Genomic DNA, 14,361 nt, shown 5'->3' on the forward strand with positions numbered 1-14,361 from the left:
GGGCATGTATCAGTACGACACCCTCGACAAGGAATTCCTGGCTGACCGTTCCGCGGAATTCCGCGAGCAGGTCGGCCGCCGCCTGGCCGGTGAGATCACCGAGGACCAGTTCAAGCCGATCCGGCTGATGAACGGCCTTTACCTGCAACTGCACGCCTACATGCTGCGGGTGGCGATCCCCTACGGCTCGCTGAACCCGAGCCAGCTGCGCGTGCTGGCCGACATCGGACGCAAGTACGACAAGGGCTACGGCCACTTCACCACCCGCCAGAACCTGCAGTTCCACTGGATCAAGCTGGCCGACACGCCGGAGATCCTGGAGACGCTGGCGGCGGTGGACATGCACGCCATCCAGACCAGCGGCAACTGCATCCGCAACGTGACCTCCGATCCCTATGCCGGCGCCACCGTCGAGGAGATCGACGATCCGCGCGTCTGGGCCGAGGCCATGCGCCAGTGGTCCAGCCTGCACCCGGAATTCTCGTTCCTGCCGCGCAAGTTCAAGATCGCCGTCACTGCGTCCGCCAAGGACCGCACTGCGGCCAAGGTGCACGACATCGGCCTGATGATCCGTCGCGGCCGCGACGGCGTGCTGGGCTTCGAGGTGATCGTCGGCGGCGGCATGGGGCGCACGCCCTTCGTCGGCCCGACCATCAAGGAATTCCTGCCGGCCACGCGGCTGTTCTCGTACCTGGAAGCCGTCCTGCGGGTCTACAATCGCCACGGCCGCCGGGACAACAAGTACAAGGCCCGCATCAAGATCCTGGTCTCAGCGCTGGGCGCCACGGAGTTCGCGCGTCAGGTCGAGGAAGAATGGGCCAAGGTCGGTCCTGAGGGCGACGTGCCCGACACCGAACTCGCCCGGATCCGCGGCGCGTTCGCCCCGACCAACTTCGACACCCTGGTCAACCGCTCGGAAGTCTTCGAGACGGCCAAGGCGGCGGACCCGGTCCTGGCCCGCTTCGCGCGCAACAACCTGCGTGAGCACAAGCGCGCCGGCTACACGATCGTCGAGATCTCGCTGAAGGGCATCGGCGACACCCCCGGCGACGCCAGCTCCGACCAGATGGACGTGGTCGCCGACCTGGCCGAGCGCTTCGGCCAGAACGACATCCGGGTGACGCACGAGCAGAACCTGGTGCTGCCGCACGTGAAGCTGGACGACGTCCCCGCCGTCCACGCCGCGCTCAAGGCGGCCGGCCTGGCGACGCCGAACGTCAACCTGATCACCGACATCATCGCCTGCCCAGGGCTGGACTACTGCGCCCTGGCCAACGCCCGGGCCATTCCGATCGCCCAGGACATCGCCCGCACCTTCGCCGACCAGGACCGCGCCGAACTGATCGGCGAGCTGAAGATCAAGATCAGCGGCTGCATCAACGCCTGCGGCCACCACCACGTCGGCCACATCGGCATCCTCGGCGTCGATAAGAAGGGCGAGGAATTCTACCAGCTGACCCTCGGCGGCTCGGGGGCGGAGGACGCCGCCGTCGGCTCCATGCTCGGCCCGGCCCTGCCGGCCAACCGCGTGGCGCCGGCCATCGACACCCTGGTCGACGTCTATCTGCGAGAACGCCAGGGCGAGGAGCGCTTCCTCGACACCTTCCGCCGCACCGGGGTCGCCCCGTTCAAGGAGGCCGTCTATGCCGACGCGAATTAAGCTGTCCGACGGCGAGTTCTCGCTGGTCGAGGACCCGTACACCGCCGTCACCGACGACGAGGACCTGCCGCGCGGCGACCTGATCATCTCGCTGACCCGCTTCCAGAGCGAGGGCGAGCGCCTGTTGTCGGAAGGCCGCTCGGTCGGCGTGCGGCTGGAGCCGGCCGAAGAGGTCGAGGTGCTGGCCTACGACCTGCCGCGCCTGTCTGTGGTCGCCGTGGCCTTCCCGAAGTTCAACGACGGGCGGGCCTACACCGCCGCGCGGCTGCTGCGCGAACGCTACGGTTTCAAGGGCGAGATCCGCGCGGTCGGCGACGTCTTGCGCGAGCAGTCGGGCTTCATGGTTCGGGTCGGCTTCGACGCCTTCGAGCCGGCCGACGGCTCGACGCCGGAACAGTGGGCCCACGCCGTCCATCGCCAACGTCACGTCTATCAGCGCGCCGCGGACCGCAGGCCCCCGGCCTTCGCCGAAAGAGGGGTCCGCTGACCATGGCTTTCGATCAGATCGAGCGTCCGTCCATCGCCGTCCGCCTCGACGCGGAGCTGCGCCACGCCCATCCGGCCACCGTGCTGGAATCGGCTGTGGAAGCTTTCGGCGACAAGCTGGCCCTGGTTTCGTCCTTCGGGGCGGAGTCGGCGGTGCTGCTGCACATGATTTCGAAGATCAAGCCGGACGTCCCGGTGCTGTTCCTCGACACCGGCATGCTGTTTGGACAGACGCTCGACTATCGAAAAAACCTGGCGGCCAAGCTCGGCCTGACCGAGGTGCGCGACCTGCGCCCGCTCTACAACGACCTGGCCGTGGCCGACCCGAACGCCAAGCTGTGGCAGACCGACACCGACGCCTGCTGCGAAGTGCGCAAGGTCGTGCCGCTGGATCGCGCCCTGTCCGAGTTCGACGCCTGGATCACCGGCCGCAAGCGCTTCCACGGCGGCGACCGCCTGTCCTTGCCGGTGGTCGAGCAGGCCGACGGCCAGGTGAAGTTCAATCCGCTGGCCAATTGGGGCAAGGACGAGCTGGACGCCTATATGAGTGAGCATGACCTGCCCGCTCACCCGCTCGTCGCCCAGGGCTTTCCCTCGATCGGCTGCTGGCCCTGCACCAAGCCGGTGGAGGAGGGCCAGGACGTCCGCGCTGGGCGCTGGGCCGGTCAGGACAAGACCGAATGCGGTATCCACGTCGCGCGCGCGCCTGGCGCTGTGGCCAATGTGGGCGGCGACATCTAGTCGCCGGCTGCTGACATGCGAACCACTCTCAGCTAGAGACGCGTCATGACTGATGTAACCGCTATCGCTCCGGCCCCCACCAAGGCGCGCGGCGCCTTCATGGTCGAGACTGTCACCTGGGTTCAGCACTGGACCGACGAGCTGTTCTCGTTCCGGACCACGCGCGATCCGGGCCTGCGGTTCTCCTCCGGCCAGTTCGTGATGGTCGGCCTGGAAGTCGACGGCAAGCCGCTGGTCCGCGCCTATTCGATCGCCAGCCCGTCGTGGCACGACGAGCTCGAGTTCTATTCGATCAAGGTCGCTGACGGCCCGCTGACCTCGCGCCTGCAGAAGATCAAGGTCGGCGACGAGGTGCTGATCGGCAAGAAGCCCACCGGCACCCTGGTGCTGGACGGCCTAAAGCCCGGCAAGCGGCTGTACATGGTCGGCACCGGCACCGGCCTGGCCCCCTGGCTCAGCCTGGCCCGCGACCCGGAGGTCTACGACCGCTTCGACGAGGTGATCGTCACCCACACCGTCCGCAGCGTCGCCGACCTCAACTACGCCGAGCTGTTCGAGAAGGACCTGCGCGAGGACGAGATCCTCAGCGAGGTGATCGGCGACAAGCTGCGCTACTACCCGACCGTCACCCGCGAGCCGTTCCGCACCCAGGGCCGGATCACCGACCTGATCACCTCGGGAAAGCTGTTCAGCGATCTCGGCGTGCCGCCGCTCGACCCAGCCGTTGACCGGCTGATGCTCTGCGGCGGTCCCTCGGTCCTCGCCGACCTCAAGACCCTGCTGGTCGAGCGCGGCTATGTCGAAGGTTCGCTGGCCGCGCCCGGCGACTTCGTCCTCGAAAAGGCGTTCGTCGAAACCTGACTTTCGAAGGCCCCGCTCCGGCGGGGCCTTTTGCTATTGGGCGTGGGCCAGCACGAATTCCGCCCGCGCTTCGACGTCACCCGGCGGAACCTCCAGCGGCTGGTAGCCCAGCTCGGTCAGCAAGCCGAGGATCGCTTCGTGCGTCGCCAGGCACTCCTCGAAGGTCTGTTTGCGCTCGGCGTCCTGGGCGTAGATCGCCTCCCAGGGCGGCGGCACGAATACGGTGCGGTTGTAGCGCCGCGTCCGCGCCGCTTCCTCCATCCACTCGGGCGCCCTCGGCGTCAGGCTGTCGATGATCCCGCGGTCGAAGAACATCCGCTCGCGAACCTGCGCCATCGCCTCGAAAATCGCGATGTCCTCGCGCGCCGCCTTGGCCAGATAGGCCGGCTCGTCCAGCCAGGGCAGGGCGTCCCCGCCGGCTTCGACCTGCTCGCGGATCACCCGCCGGTGGGTCTCTTCCACCACCCGCTCGCCGCGTCGGCGCAATTCCTCGATTAGCGCGGTCTTGCCCACGCCTGGACCGCCGGTCAGCAGGAAGAAGTTCGGCTTCTCGATGATCATCGACGGCTCCCTTCCCCAGGCGATGCCCGGCAATAGGCGGCGAGGCCCGGGCTGGCCCGCCTAGTCGACCAGCTCGGGCGTCTCGACTTCCAATTCGTCAGGAACGTCGCACATCAGCGAGGCGATGAACTCGCCGTTCGGACGGTACACTTTGCGAAACCGTCCGGCGTCCCAACCGCATTCGCCGCAGGCGCAAGGGCCGCCGCGATAGCAGCTCGGCGTCAGCTCCTTCAGGCGCACGCTCCGGCCGTCCCGGACAGGGCGCACGGAGGTGACGGTGTAGAGGCCGCCCAGGTCCGGCATCACCTGGCTCTGGGGACGGCTGGGCGTGTCGTCGACGCATTCGACGATGTCGCCAGAGGTAATATCGCTCAACGCTGCACGGGCCTTCTGGAACCCCGGCGAAACCAGCCGCCAGGAACCCCGTGAGACTAGCAACGGCCCTGCGGGTTTGATCTGCGGCCTAGTGACCAGCGGCGCGGTGGCGCAGCCGCTGCTCAGGAGTTCGCCGGATACCCGTCGCTCGCCGCGTCCCCGGGGGGCACGGCCGGCGCCGGCCTAGAGCCGGTAGAGCCGCACGGGCGCGCCCTTGGCGCGTCCGATCACCTGCTTGGCCTCAAGGTCCAGCTGTACGCACTTCAGCCACCAGCCGGCCTTGTCGCCGCCGGGGAACAGGTCGTCCGGCAGCAGCGGCAGCAGCTTGGTCTTCGTATCGGCCACCGTGAGGCCTGGCGCCTCGGAGGGCAGCACCGCCAGCATCGCGGTTCTCATCGCCCCGTACTTGGCGCCGTCCACCCGGGTGGTCCGGCCCGGGCTGTTGGGGTTCTCGACTTCGACCTTTTCCGCCATGGCGTATCCTCGCAATCGCGCTGGCCGTCAGCGCGCCGGGTCGGGGAAGTTCGACTGAAGCCAGCTCACGACGGCCGACTGTAGCGCGATGCGCTGGTCGTTATAGCTGTGGTCGGTCTGAAACTTGAGGCTCGTCGGGGTCGGCCCGCCCGAGGCGGCGACCGCCTGGGCCGCGGCCTTGTCGGCCGGCTCGTTGCCGTCGTTGGAACTGATGGTCAGCACCGGCCGCCCGGCCATCTCCGCAGCGTTGCGCCGCCAGTCCCAGGCCTTCGCATTGGCGACTATCTCGTCGGCCAGGGCTGCGGGCGTCGCGTTGGTGAAGCTAGCGTCCTCCGTCAGCCCCGCGACCAGTTCAGCCCTCTCTGCGGCCGTGTCGACCTCCGCCGCCCCGCCGCCAAAGTCTGCGGCCGATATGACCACGAAGCCGGCGACCGGCTCGTCGCCGACCATCACCGTGTCGAAGCCGCCCATGCTGTGGCCGAGCACTACCAGCCGCTTTGTGTCCACGCGGCTGCTGTTGGCCGGCGAGCGCAGCCAGGTCAGAGCCGCGCGGGCGTCTTCGATTGTATGGCTGAAGCTGAACTGCCCCGGCGCGCCCCAGACGCCGCGATAGTGGATGGCCATGACGTTCCATCCCGACCGCTGGACGGCCCGGGCGAGATCCAGGTTCAGCTCCGTGCCGGGGAAGCCGTGCAGCAGCAGCATTGTCGGATGCGGCCCCTCGCCGGCGGCCAGGAACAGCCGCGCCGGAATCTCGACGCCTCCGGTGGGATAGCGAACCTGCAGCAGTTGCGCCGGATGCTGCTTGTCCTGCGGCGGATCGGCGATCACCGCCTGCGGCGGTGAGAGGGCAAGGCTCATCGTCGCGGGCGTCAGCAGCGCCATCGCCAAAAGCAGACTCTTCATCGGCATATCCCCCACGGCGCAGATTTAGCCAGGGGCGTCCGCCCTGTCACCCGCGCGAACGCGCGGCCGCGCCCTGGAAAGGGGGCGGCCGTCACGTATCCGAATTTATGCGTGGGATAGCAGGGGTGCGTACGGCGCTAGGCCGGCGGGCAGCCCTTGAACTCGCCGGCCTTGAGCACGGTGAGCCTAGCGAGGTTCAGCGCCATCAGCGGCTTCATCGAGGACGAGCCGTGACCGGTGTAGAGGTCGACCTTCTGGCCTTTGATCGCGCCGCCGGTGTCGGTGGCGTACCAGAAGCCGTCATGGCGGCCGCCGTCCGGCATCGGCAGGCCGACGGTTTCTTTGATGAACAGTTTGGTCCGGCGCGGGATCACCTTGGTGTCCACGGCCACGGTACGCATCGCAACCACCTTGCAGCCCAGCGAGTCGAGGGCGCCGACGCCCTTGGCTCCCGCATGGTACAGGGTGGCCTTCATACGGAATTCTGGAGTCCCCGGCATTGCGCCGGTCAGGGCCGAAACGATCAGGTCACCTATCGGATCGGGAGCAGGCGCAGCGTGCGCGGTTTGAGTCAGCCCAAAAAAGCAGGGAAGGGCGGCAAGGGCGGCGAGGCGGCGTCGCATGACGGCGGCTCCTTCGTCGTTGATCTTGGCAGCAGCTGGGTTTTTACCCGCAATCCGAGCGAGGGATCAACCCTGTACGGACCTTTCGGCGGGGTGACAAAACCGCACAAGCGCTTGCCCAGGGCTCAGCTTGAGGGCATCAATCCCTTACGCAGCAAGGAATTATCGCATGCAAGTCTATGGTGATTCCATCTCTGGAAACTGCCTGAAGGTGAAGTGGGTCGCCGACCTCCTGGGCCGTAAATACGAGTGGATTGAGACGGATATCCAAAAAGGCGAGTCGCGGACGGCGGCGTTCCTGGCCCTCAATCCGGCCGGTCAGGTGCCGCTGGTGGTTCTCGAAGACGGCCGTCCGCTGGCCCAGTCGAACGCGATCATCCTGCACCTCGCCGAGGACTCCGACCTGGTCCCGGCCGACGCCTACGACCGCGCCCGCATGCTCGAATGGATGTTCTGGGAGCAGTACAGCCACGAGCCCTATGTCGCCGTGGCCCGCTTTCACGTCCGCTACGCCGGCAAGGCGGTCTCGGACCTGGAGCCGCGGCTGGTCGAGCGCGGCAATGGCGCGCTGCAGCGGCTCGAGGACGGTCTGGCGGCTTCGCCCTATCTGGTCGGCGAGCAGGTCAGCCTCGCCGACGTCGCCCTGGTCGCCTACACCCGCGTCGCTCATGAGGGCGGCTTCGATCTGGCCCGCTATCCCCGCGTCGAAGCCTGGGTGAAGCGGGTAGAGGGCGCGCTGAAGATCGCCTAAACGGTTGGGCATGAAAGCTCCGCTGCTCGCCGCCGTCGCCGTCCTCTCGCTGCTGCCCGCCCAGGCCTTGGCCTGGGGCGCCATGGGCCACCGGATCGTCGGGGAGTCCGCCATGCGGGCCATGCCGGAGGAGGTCCCGGCCTTCCTGCGCACGCCGGGGGCCGTGCGCGATGTCGGCGAGCTCTCGCGGGAGCAGGACCGCTCCAAGGGCGCGGGGCGGATCCACGACCACAACCGCGACGCTGGGCATTTCCTGGACCTCGACGAGGACGGCAAGCTGCTCGGCGGCCCGTCCTTCCTGCCGCTGCCCAGCACCCGCGCCGACTACGAAAAGGGCCTGCAGGCCGCCGGGCTGGACAGCTGGAAAGCCGGCTATCTGCCCTATTCGATCATCGACCGGCACCAGCAGCTGGCCAAGGACTTCGGCTACTGGCGGGTGCTGAAGGCGATGGCCGCACGCGAGAAGAACCCGGTCCGCCGCGCCTGGTACGCTCGCGACCTGATCCGCCGGGAGGCGCAGATCCTGCAGACCATCGGCGATCTCTCGCACTTCGTCGGCGACGGCGCTCAGCCGCTGCACGTCACCGTCCACTACAATGGCTGGGGCGAGTTCCCGAACCCGAAGGGCTATACGACCGCCAAGGTGCATGGCCCGTTTGAGAGCGAGTTCGTCTTCGCAAACGTCAAACCTGCCGCGGTTGACGCTAAGGTCGCGCCTCTGAAGCCCAGCGACGGTCCGGTCGAGAAGCGGACCGTTGAATATCTTATGGAAACCGCGACCCAGGTGATCCCATTCTACGAAATGGAGAAAGCTGCCGGTTTCAAGCCTGGCGAGCGTCGCGGCGTCGAATTCGCCACCGAACGGCTCGCCGTGGGCGCCTCGGAGCTGCGCGACATGATCGTCTCGGCCTGGCGCGGCAGCCAGAGCGTCACCGTTGGTTGGCCGGTCGTGAGGGTCGACGACGTGCTGGCCGGCAAGGTCGATCCCTGGGATTCCCTGTACGGTAAGGACTAGGCCCATGCGCGCGGTGCCGCAGTTCGGAGAACGGTTGGCCGGTCGGGCCTACGGCGAGCGTCCGGCGGCGTTCGGCATCCTCGAGCGCGACGGGCAGGTTGCTGTGGTTCGGATCGAAAAACCTGACGGTGCGGCCTGGATCGACCTGCCGGGCGGCGGCGTCGATCCGGGCGAGACGCCGGAGGAGGGCGTGGTCCGCGAGTATGGCGAGGAGGCCGGTCTGAAGGTCGCCGTCAGCGCCCCCTTCGCCAGGGCAGACCAGTTCTTCGTCAACACCGAGGGCCAGGCCTGGAACAACCGCAGCGACTTCTATGTGCTTGAATTGGTGGGCGAAGATCCGACTCTGAAAGTCGAGGACGATCACCAGCTGATCTGGCTGGCTCCGCTGGAGGCCATCACTTCGCTGCGCCACGACTCGCACGCGTGGGCCGTCGCGGCCTGGCTGCGGCGTTAGGCGCCCGCTTCGCCGCCCCAGGCCCGCTGGTTTCCCGCATCCGGCTCGACTTCTTGTCGAGCTCCTTGAGGATCGCCTCGAGCTCCTTGTCGGCTAAATTCTCTATGCCAATGAAGGAGTTATGCCCCTTCGACACGCGGATCAGCTCGTCCAGCTTGGCGTGCAGGGCATTGTTGTCGCGGTTCTGGGTGTTCTGAATCAGGAACACCATCAGGAAGGTGATGATGGTGGTCGAGGTGTTGATCACCAGCTGCCAGGTGTCGGAGAAACCGAACAGCGGCCCGGACACCGCCCACCCGATCACCAGCGCGCAGCAGCCCACGAACACCAGCGGCCGGCCGGTCCATTTCGCGATCTCGGTCGCGAATTTCGTGAACGCCTCCGTGAAACCGCTCATCCTAGGCACTCCTGGCCGCATTGCGCGGCGCAGGCTGAACGGGTAGTGGCAGCGCCAGTTCCGACCAGGAGAATCCATGTCCCAGGCTCAGATCATCGACGGCAAGGTCACGGCCGAGCGCCTGCGCGCCGAGGTCGCCGAAGAGGTGGCTTCGCTCAAGGCCGAACATGGCCTGCAGCCGGGGCTGGCGGTGGTTCTGGTCGGCGAGGATCCGGCCAGCCAGGTCTATGTCCGTTCCAAGGGCGAGCATTCCAAGGCCGTCGGCATGCATTCGGTGACCCATCGGATGCCCGCCGAGACCAGTCAGGCCGAGCTGCTGGCGATGGTCGAGCAACTGAACAACGACCCGGCCATCCACGGCATCCTGGTGCAGTTGCCGCTGCCCAAAGGGCTGGATGAAAAGAAGATTATCGAGGCGATCAACCCGGCCAAGGACGTCGATGGCCTGCATGTCGTCAATGCTGGGCGCCTAGCGCAGGGCCTTCCCTCGCTGGTGCCCTGCACGCCGCTGGGCTGCATGATCATGCTGCGCGAGACCCTGGGCGACCTGACCGGCAAGCGCGCCGTCGTGGTCGGCCGCTCGGTCCTGGTCGGCAAGCCGGTAGCGCAGCTGTTGCTGCAGGCCGACTGCACCGTGACCATCGCCCACTCGCGGACGCAGGACCTGGCCGCCGTCTGCCGCGAGGCGGACATTCTGGTCGCCGCCGTCGGCCGTCCGCAGATGATCAAGGCCGACTGGATCAAGCCCGGCGCGGCGGTGATCGACGTCGGCATCAACCGGGTCCCGTTCAGCGACCCGGTGAAGGCCGCCGAGGGCAAGACCAAGCTGGTGGGGGACGTGGCCTACAAGCAGGCGCTGGCCGTCGCCGGCCACATCACGCCGGTGCCCGGCGGCGTCGGGCTGATGACGGTGGCGTGCTTGCTGAAGAACACCGTCACCGCCGCCAAGCGCATCGCCGGCCTGGACGCCTAGGCGGCTCCCCGGGCGTTGGTCCAGTCGACAAGCTGGCCCAGGGCCTGGCCCACGGCCTGGTCGAAAGCTGAGACGATCGCCGAGACGCGGTTATCGCCGGCCCGGGCCTCGGCGTGGATCAGCTTGGATCCGGCCAGGGTGCGGTCAGCCGCGACCAGAGTGACGCGTAGATCGACGGCGACGTTCGGCGCCGCTTTGTGGCCGCGGTCATAGACGGCCTCGAACCGGATCACCTCGACGCGTAGGGAATAGTCCGCCTTGCCGACCTCGCCGCGGGTCATCAGCCGCGCTGCGCCGGTGTTGGCGTCGAACGCCCGCCCCAGGGCCTCGTTGAACAGGATCGAAGCGGGGGAGACCCAGCGGGAGTCGGCGATATAGGCGATCTGGCTGTTGGTCACGGTCAGCAGGCGGTCGCCCGCCGCCGCCTGGACGAAGCCGCCGCCAGCGCGCACCACGCCGAATTGTTCGGTCGCGGAGGCTGAGGCGCTTGGGCCGCCGGACGGCGGCCTGCCGTCGAACCGGTAGAGCTGGGACGGCTCGGCGTCCGGGAGCAGCGAGATGCAGGCCGAAAGCGCGGCGGCGACCAGCAGGAGGGCCGCCGGGCGCAGGATACGGAGGATCGGCTTCATGGCTTGACCTTGATCTCCTGGGCGGGAGCCTTGCCCACCAGGCCTCGCGGGTTGGTTTCGATGTCGCGGATCAGGCGATCGAGGGACTCGGCGGTCTGCTGGAGCGACTGCACCGAGGTGGTGAGCTGCGGCAGGCCGTTGGTGGCGAAGTCGCTGGTCGGCCCTTCAAGTCGGCCGACGACGGTGCGGATGTCCTTGGCCGCGGCCTGGGCCTCCTGCGAGGCCTCTGCCAGGTTCTTCAGCGTCCGCTTGCCGTCGCTGTCGACCAGGGTCTGGGCCGATTGGCTGAGCGTCGCGATCTCCGCGGCCGCCGTGTCGATATTGTGCAGCGCGCTCTGGGCGTCGGCGATCAAGGCCTTGCGAGCCTTGAGTTCGGCCGTCACCGACTGGGCGTCGGTCAGGGCCAGGCTGAAGGTCTTGATGTTCTGGTCGGACAGCACGCGGTTGACGCGGTCCAGCGCCTCGACGGTGCGGGTCAGCACCGTGCCGCCGCCCTCGAGCAGGTCGGAGAGGGCGCTGCGCTGGGTGCGCAGCTTGGGCACCTCGCCGGGCTCGACCGTGTCCTTGAGCAACAGCTTGCTGGGCGAGCCGGCGGTAATCTGCACGTAGTTCACGCCGGTAATGCCCTGGGGCTCGAGTGTGGCGTAGGAATCGGCGCGGATTGGCACGTCGGAGGTCACCCGGGCCCGGGCGATGACCCGGTTCGGATCGCCAGGATCGAGCTGGATCTTCGTGACCTCGCCGACCTTGATGCCATTGAAGTGGACTTCGCCGCCCTGGCTGAGGCCGCGCACCGGTCCATGGAAGATGATGTCGTAGAGGTCGTAGTCCCGCGAGAACTGCAGCCGCGCCAGCCAGATCGAGAAGATCACCAGGCCGGTGAAAAGCAGCAGGGTGGCGAACCCCACCAGGGCGTAATTGGCGTCTTTTTCCATCAGGCTGACGTCCCCGCTGCTGTGGCGACGGCCGCGGCGCGTCCACGCGGGCCAAGGAAGTATTCCCGTATCCAGGGATGCTCTGAACGCTCGAGCGTCTTCACCGGCGCCGTTTCGATCACGCGCTTGTCGGCCAGTACGGCGACGCGGTCGGTGATCGTGTAGAGCGTATCGAGGTCGTGGGTGATCATGAACACCGTCAGGTCGAGGCTGTCGGAGAGGTCGCGGATCAGCTCGTCGAAGGCTGCCGCGCCAATGGGATCGAGGCCGGCGGTCGGCTCGTCGAGGAACAGCAGTTCGGGGTCGAGGGCCAGCGCGCGCGCCAGGCCGGCGCGCTTGCGCATGCCGCCCGACAGCTCCGAGGGTTTAAGGTCGCCGGCCCCGGAACGCAGGCCGACCAGCGCGATCTTCAGGTCCGCCAGTTCGTCGATGATGTGACGGGGCAGGTTGGTGTGCTCGTGCATCGGGGCGGCGACGTTCTCGCGCACGGTGAGGTTGGAGAACAGCGCGCCCTGCTGGAACAGCACGCCCCAGCTCCGCTCGATCTCCTGCCAGCTGTGCCGCGAGGCGCGCTGGATGTCCTGCCCCAGCACCTTGACCGAGCCGGCGTCGGGCCGGCGCAGGCCGATGATGGTGTTGAGCAGCACCGACTTGCCGGTGCCCGAGCCGCCGACCACGCCCAGGACCTCGCCGCGTTCGACGGTCAGGTCGAGATTGTCGTGCACCACGAGGTCGCCGAACTCGGAGCGCAGGCCGCGCACTTCGATGGCCGGGCCGTCATCGTCGAGAATGTCGGTTTTATCTGGGAGTTCAGCCATTTAGACCCCCAACTGCATGTAGACAAGGGCGAATGCGGCGTCGATCAGGATGATCGCGAAGATCGCGTGGACGACCGCGGCGGTGACCCGGCGGCCGAGGGATTCCACATCGCCGCCGACTTCCATGCCTTGCCGGCAGCCGATGCCGGCGATCACGGCGGCCATCACCGGGGCCTTGGACAGGCCGATCCAGAAGTGGGCGGCCCCGACATTGTCGAGGATCCGCTGCAGGAAGAAGGCCGGCCCAAGGCCGAGCACCGACCAGGTGATCACCATGCCGCCGATCAGGCCAGCGATGGTCGCCACGAAGGTCAGCAGCGGGATAATCGCCAGCAGGGCCGCAAAGCGCGGGAAGACCAGGGCCTCGAACGGATCGACGCCCAGCACCTTCATGGCGTCGATCTCCTGATTCATCTTCATTGAGCCGATCTCGGCGGCGAATGCTGAGGCCGAGCGTCCCGCCAGCAGGATGGCGGTGATCAGGATGTTGAACTCGCGCAGCACCGCGATGCCGATAAGCTCGACGGCGAACACTTCGGCCCCGAACTGGCGCAGCATGTTGGCGCCGAGCAGCCCAACCACTGCACCGATGAAGAAGGAGGTCAGCGCGACGATCGGGATGGCGTCCAGGCCGGCGCGCTCGGCCAGCGATACGCAGGCGGCCCAGCGAATCCGCGAGGGCTTGATGATGGTCCAGCCGACCACCGCCAACAGATGGCCGACGAAAGCCATGGTCTCGATGATCTCGGTGCCGAGATCGAACACGCCGCGGCCCACGCGGATCGAGAGCTCGTAGAAGCCGCGCGGAAGGCGCGCCGGCGTTGGCTTTTCGGCGGCCGCGGCGCCGACCAGGTCGAGCAGGCGTCGGGTCTCGGGGCGCGCCTCGATGTTCTGTGCGACGGGATGATCGCCGACGATCTTGAGGATGCCGTAGGCGCCAGCGGTATCGAGCCGGCGGACCGGAGTGAGGTCAATCGCCTGGAGGCCGCCTTCGTCCATTTCATCGGCCAGGCGGCTGACCGCGTCGCCGGCGGCGGTCGCCGTCCAGTCGCCGGACAGCACGGCTTTGCGGCCTCCGTCCACCTCCACCACGCTGAAATCGGCAGGTCGTTCCATCGGCTCGCGTCGTGGCTCCACCACAGGCGTTTGGTTGAGTCGGTCATGCCTTGAAGCCCCACCCTAGCAGAGCTGTCCCAGGACGCGGAACGCGCTATGGCGAAGGCTGTTCCTATTGGCCAAGCGGCCCGCCGTTTCGCGGCAAGGTGATGCTAGGTCGCAGGGGGGCGGCCCATATTTCGCCCAAGTCACAAGCATTACAGAGGCGCGAGGCGGCTTGTCCGGCCTCGGATCGTCTAGCTCAAGGTCGGGAGCGTGCGTTGGCCCGTCAGATCGAAATCGCCGGCAAGTCCGGCAGCCTCTACCGTTACACCGCCCTGGAGGAGGATCGCATCCTTCCGCCCGCCGGCGCGAACTATGTGATCTGCAAGCCCGCCGGGAACGGCGTGGACGTTCTCTATGCCGGCGAGACCGACAGCCTGTCGCGTCTGGCTTGGCGTGAGCAGCTGGCCAGGGCCCGCGACACCTATGGCGACGACGCCGACGTGCTGACCCGCCTCAACGTGCGCAGCGCCGTGCGTCTGGCCGAGCAGGAAGACCTCATCGAAGAGCACCAGCCGCCGATGAACGGCTAGGGGCGCCTGGA

General features: G+C 67.5%; 19 protein-coding genes. 9 read left to right on the forward strand and 10 right to left on the reverse strand.

Annotated features, from left to right (window positions below; translation table 11 throughout):
- Positions 1-4 precede the first annotated feature (4 nt).
- The 4 genes from AC1DQJ_RS00475 to AC1DQJ_RS00490 are packed head-to-tail and all read left to right on the forward strand — an operon-like array spanning position 5 to position 3,748.
- Positions 5-1,660 (forward strand): nitrite/sulfite reductase, encoded by a 1,656-nt coding sequence (locus AC1DQJ_RS00475; RefSeq protein WP_477599179.1) that lies wholly within the window; start codon positions 5-7, stop codon positions 1,658-1,660.
- A complete protein-coding gene (locus AC1DQJ_RS00480) occupies positions 1,644-2,147 on the forward strand; it encodes a DUF934 domain-containing protein (RefSeq protein ID WP_477599181.1) in 504 nt (167 codons plus the stop codon). Before AC1DQJ_RS00475 ends, AC1DQJ_RS00480 begins: the two co-directional genes overlap by 17 nt.
- A 2-nt stretch (positions 2,148-2,149) precedes the next feature.
- Positions 2,150-2,887 carry a phosphoadenylyl-sulfate reductase gene (locus AC1DQJ_RS00485; RefSeq protein ID WP_477599183.1) on the forward strand — a complete coding sequence of 246 codons (738 nt, stop codon included), beginning with the start codon at positions 2,150-2,152 and terminating at the stop codon, positions 2,885-2,887.
- A 45-nt stretch (positions 2,888-2,932) separates the two neighbouring features.
- Positions 2,933-3,748: a ferredoxin--NADP reductase gene (locus AC1DQJ_RS00490; RefSeq protein WP_477599185.1), complete on the forward strand. Its 816-nt coding sequence runs from the start codon at positions 2,933-2,935 to the stop codon at positions 3,746-3,748.
- 33 nt (positions 3,749-3,781) lie between these two features.
- On the opposite strand, the gene AC1DQJ_RS00495 is transcribed toward AC1DQJ_RS00490, so the two are convergent.
- The 5 genes from AC1DQJ_RS00495 to AC1DQJ_RS00515 form a co-directional block, all read right to left on the reverse strand.
- Positions 3,782-4,309, reverse strand: coding sequence for an AAA family ATPase (locus AC1DQJ_RS00495; RefSeq protein WP_477599187.1), 528 nt, complete (start codon positions 4,307-4,309; stop codon positions 3,782-3,784).
- 60 nt (positions 4,310-4,369) lie between these two features.
- Positions 4,370-4,684, reverse strand: a complete 315-nt coding sequence (locus tag AC1DQJ_RS00500) for a hypothetical protein (protein ID WP_477599189.1) — start codon at positions 4,682-4,684, stop codon at positions 4,370-4,372.
- A 183-nt stretch (positions 4,685-4,867) separates the two neighbouring features.
- Positions 4,868-5,158, reverse strand: coding sequence for a DUF6958 family protein (locus AC1DQJ_RS00505; RefSeq protein WP_477599191.1), 291 nt, complete (start codon positions 5,156-5,158; stop codon positions 4,868-4,870).
- A 27-nt stretch (positions 5,159-5,185) separates the two neighbouring features.
- Positions 5,186-6,064, reverse strand: a complete 879-nt coding sequence (locus AC1DQJ_RS00510) for an alpha/beta hydrolase family protein (protein ID WP_477599193.1) — start codon at positions 6,062-6,064, stop codon at positions 5,186-5,188.
- 137 nt (positions 6,065-6,201) lie between these two features.
- Entirely contained in the window at positions 6,202-6,540 is a 339-nt protein-coding gene (locus AC1DQJ_RS00515; RefSeq protein WP_477599194.1) for a 3D domain-containing protein, read from the reverse strand.
- A gap of 316 nt (positions 6,541-6,856) precedes the next feature.
- Here AC1DQJ_RS00515 and AC1DQJ_RS00520 point away from each other — a divergent pair, with 316 nt between their 5' ends.
- From AC1DQJ_RS00520 to AC1DQJ_RS00530, 3 genes are read left to right on the forward strand one after another with little or no spacing between them, the layout of a single operon-like run.
- The gene (locus tag AC1DQJ_RS00520; protein ID WP_477599196.1) at positions 6,857-7,438 is read left to right on the forward strand and encodes a glutathione S-transferase family protein; all 582 of its coding nucleotides are present in this window, start codon (positions 6,857-6,859) and stop codon (positions 7,436-7,438) included.
- Positions 7,439-7,448: 10 nt separating this feature from the next.
- Positions 7,449-8,453, forward strand: coding sequence for a S1/P1 Nuclease (locus AC1DQJ_RS00525; RefSeq protein ID WP_477599198.1), 1,005 nt, complete (start codon positions 7,449-7,451; stop codon positions 8,451-8,453).
- A 4-nt stretch (positions 8,454-8,457) separates the two neighbouring features.
- Positions 8,458-8,907 carry an NUDIX domain-containing protein gene (locus AC1DQJ_RS00530; RefSeq protein ID WP_477599200.1) on the forward strand — a complete coding sequence of 150 codons (450 nt, stop codon included), beginning with the start codon at positions 8,458-8,460 and terminating at the stop codon, positions 8,905-8,907.
- Here the strand turns inward: AC1DQJ_RS00530 and AC1DQJ_RS00535 are convergent.
- The gene (locus tag AC1DQJ_RS00535) at positions 8,849-9,304 is read right to left on the reverse strand and encodes a low affinity iron permease family protein (protein ID WP_477599202.1); all 456 of its coding nucleotides are present in this window, start codon (positions 9,302-9,304) and stop codon (positions 8,849-8,851) included. The genes AC1DQJ_RS00530 and AC1DQJ_RS00535 overlap by 59 nt on opposite strands.
- 76 nt (positions 9,305-9,380) lie before the next feature.
- On the opposite strand from AC1DQJ_RS00535, the gene folD reads away from it, so the two are divergent.
- Positions 9,381-10,277 (forward strand): bifunctional methylenetetrahydrofolate dehydrogenase/methenyltetrahydrofolate cyclohydrolase FolD, encoded by an 897-nt coding sequence (gene folD, locus AC1DQJ_RS00540; RefSeq protein ID WP_477599204.1) that lies wholly within the window; start codon positions 9,381-9,383, stop codon positions 10,275-10,277.
- Here the strand turns inward: folD and AC1DQJ_RS00545 are convergent.
- Genes AC1DQJ_RS00545 through AC1DQJ_RS00560 form a run of 4 tightly spaced genes read right to left on the reverse strand, consistent with a single transcriptional unit; the run spans position 10,274 to position 13,775 of the window.
- Positions 10,274-10,906, reverse strand: a complete 633-nt coding sequence (locus tag AC1DQJ_RS00545; RefSeq protein ID WP_477599206.1) for an ABC-type transport auxiliary lipoprotein family protein — start codon at positions 10,904-10,906, stop codon at positions 10,274-10,276. The two genes, folD and AC1DQJ_RS00545, sit on opposite strands and share 4 nt — an antisense overlap.
- A complete protein-coding gene (locus AC1DQJ_RS00550; RefSeq protein WP_477599208.1) occupies positions 10,903-11,841 on the reverse strand; it encodes an MlaD family protein in 939 nt (312 codons plus the stop codon). Before AC1DQJ_RS00550 ends, AC1DQJ_RS00545 begins: the two co-directional genes overlap by 4 nt.
- Positions 11,841-12,659 carry an ABC transporter ATP-binding protein gene (locus tag AC1DQJ_RS00555; protein WP_477599210.1) on the reverse strand — a complete coding sequence of 273 codons (819 nt, stop codon included), beginning with the start codon at positions 12,657-12,659 and terminating at the stop codon, positions 11,841-11,843. The genes AC1DQJ_RS00550 and AC1DQJ_RS00555 overlap by 1 nt, the downstream gene beginning before the upstream one ends.
- Positions 12,660-13,775, reverse strand: coding sequence for an ABC transporter permease (locus AC1DQJ_RS00560; RefSeq protein ID WP_477599212.1), 1,116 nt, complete (start codon positions 13,773-13,775; stop codon positions 12,660-12,662).
- A gap of 260 nt (positions 13,776-14,035) precedes the next feature.
- Between AC1DQJ_RS00560 and AC1DQJ_RS00565 the strand changes: the two genes are divergently transcribed.
- Complete coding sequence (locus AC1DQJ_RS00565; protein WP_477599214.1) at positions 14,036-14,350, forward strand: hypothetical protein; 315 nt, start codon at positions 14,036-14,038, stop codon at positions 14,348-14,350.
- Positions 14,351-14,361: the final 11 nt, after the last annotated feature.

Source organism: Phenylobacterium sp. P4_E10 (genome assembly GCF_056401675.1).

Bases quoted from the DNA above. Each gene is read 5' to 3' on its own strand.
- AC1DQJ_RS00475 (WP_477599179.1), top strand. From the start codon at position 5: ATGTATCAGTACGACACCCTCGACAAGGAATTCCTGGCTGACCGTTCC.
- AC1DQJ_RS00480 (WP_477599181.1), top strand. From the start codon at position 1,644: ATGCCGACGCGAATTAAGCTGTCCGACGGCGAGTTCTCGCTGGTCGAG.
- AC1DQJ_RS00485 (WP_477599183.1), top strand. From the start codon at position 2,150: ATGGCTTTCGATCAGATCGAGCGTCCGTCCATCGCCGTCCGCCTCGAC.
- AC1DQJ_RS00490 (WP_477599185.1), top strand. From the start codon at position 2,933: ATGACTGATGTAACCGCTATCGCTCCGGCCCCCACCAAGGCGCGCGGC.
- AC1DQJ_RS00495 (WP_477599187.1), bottom strand. From the start codon at position 4,309: ATGATCATCGAGAAGCCGAACTTCTTCCTGCTGACCGGCGGTCCAGGC.
- AC1DQJ_RS00505 (WP_477599191.1), bottom strand. From the start codon at position 5,158: ATGGCGGAAAAGGTCGAAGTCGAGAACCCCAACAGCCCGGGCCGGACC.
- AC1DQJ_RS00510 (WP_477599193.1), bottom strand. From the start codon at position 6,064: ATGAAGAGTCTGCTTTTGGCGATGGCGCTGCTGACGCCCGCGACGATG.
- AC1DQJ_RS00515 (WP_477599194.1), bottom strand. From the start codon at position 6,540: ATGAAGGCCACCCTGTACCATGCGGGAGCCAAGGGCGTCGGCGCCCTC.
- AC1DQJ_RS00520 (WP_477599196.1), top strand. From the start codon at position 6,857: ATGCAAGTCTATGGTGATTCCATCTCTGGAAACTGCCTGAAGGTGAAG.
- AC1DQJ_RS00525 (WP_477599198.1), top strand. From the start codon at position 7,449: ATGAAAGCTCCGCTGCTCGCCGCCGTCGCCGTCCTCTCGCTGCTGCCC.
- AC1DQJ_RS00530 (WP_477599200.1), top strand. From the start codon at position 8,458: ATGCGCGCGGTGCCGCAGTTCGGAGAACGGTTGGCCGGTCGGGCCTAC.
- AC1DQJ_RS00535 (WP_477599202.1), bottom strand. From the start codon at position 9,304: ATGAGCGGTTTCACGGAGGCGTTCACGAAATTCGCGACCGAGATCGCG.
- folD (WP_477599204.1), top strand. From the start codon at position 9,381: ATGTCCCAGGCTCAGATCATCGACGGCAAGGTCACGGCCGAGCGCCTG.
- AC1DQJ_RS00545 (WP_477599206.1), bottom strand. From the start codon at position 10,906: ATGAAGCCGATCCTCCGTATCCTGCGCCCGGCGGCCCTCCTGCTGGTC.
- AC1DQJ_RS00550 (WP_477599208.1), bottom strand. From the start codon at position 11,841: ATGGAAAAAGACGCCAATTACGCCCTGGTGGGGTTCGCCACCCTGCTG.
- AC1DQJ_RS00555 (WP_477599210.1), bottom strand. From the start codon at position 12,659: ATGGCTGAACTCCCAGATAAAACCGACATTCTCGACGATGACGGCCCG.
- AC1DQJ_RS00560 (WP_477599212.1), bottom strand. From the start codon at position 13,775: ATGGAACGACCTGCCGATTTCAGCGTGGTGGAGGTGGACGGAGGCCGC.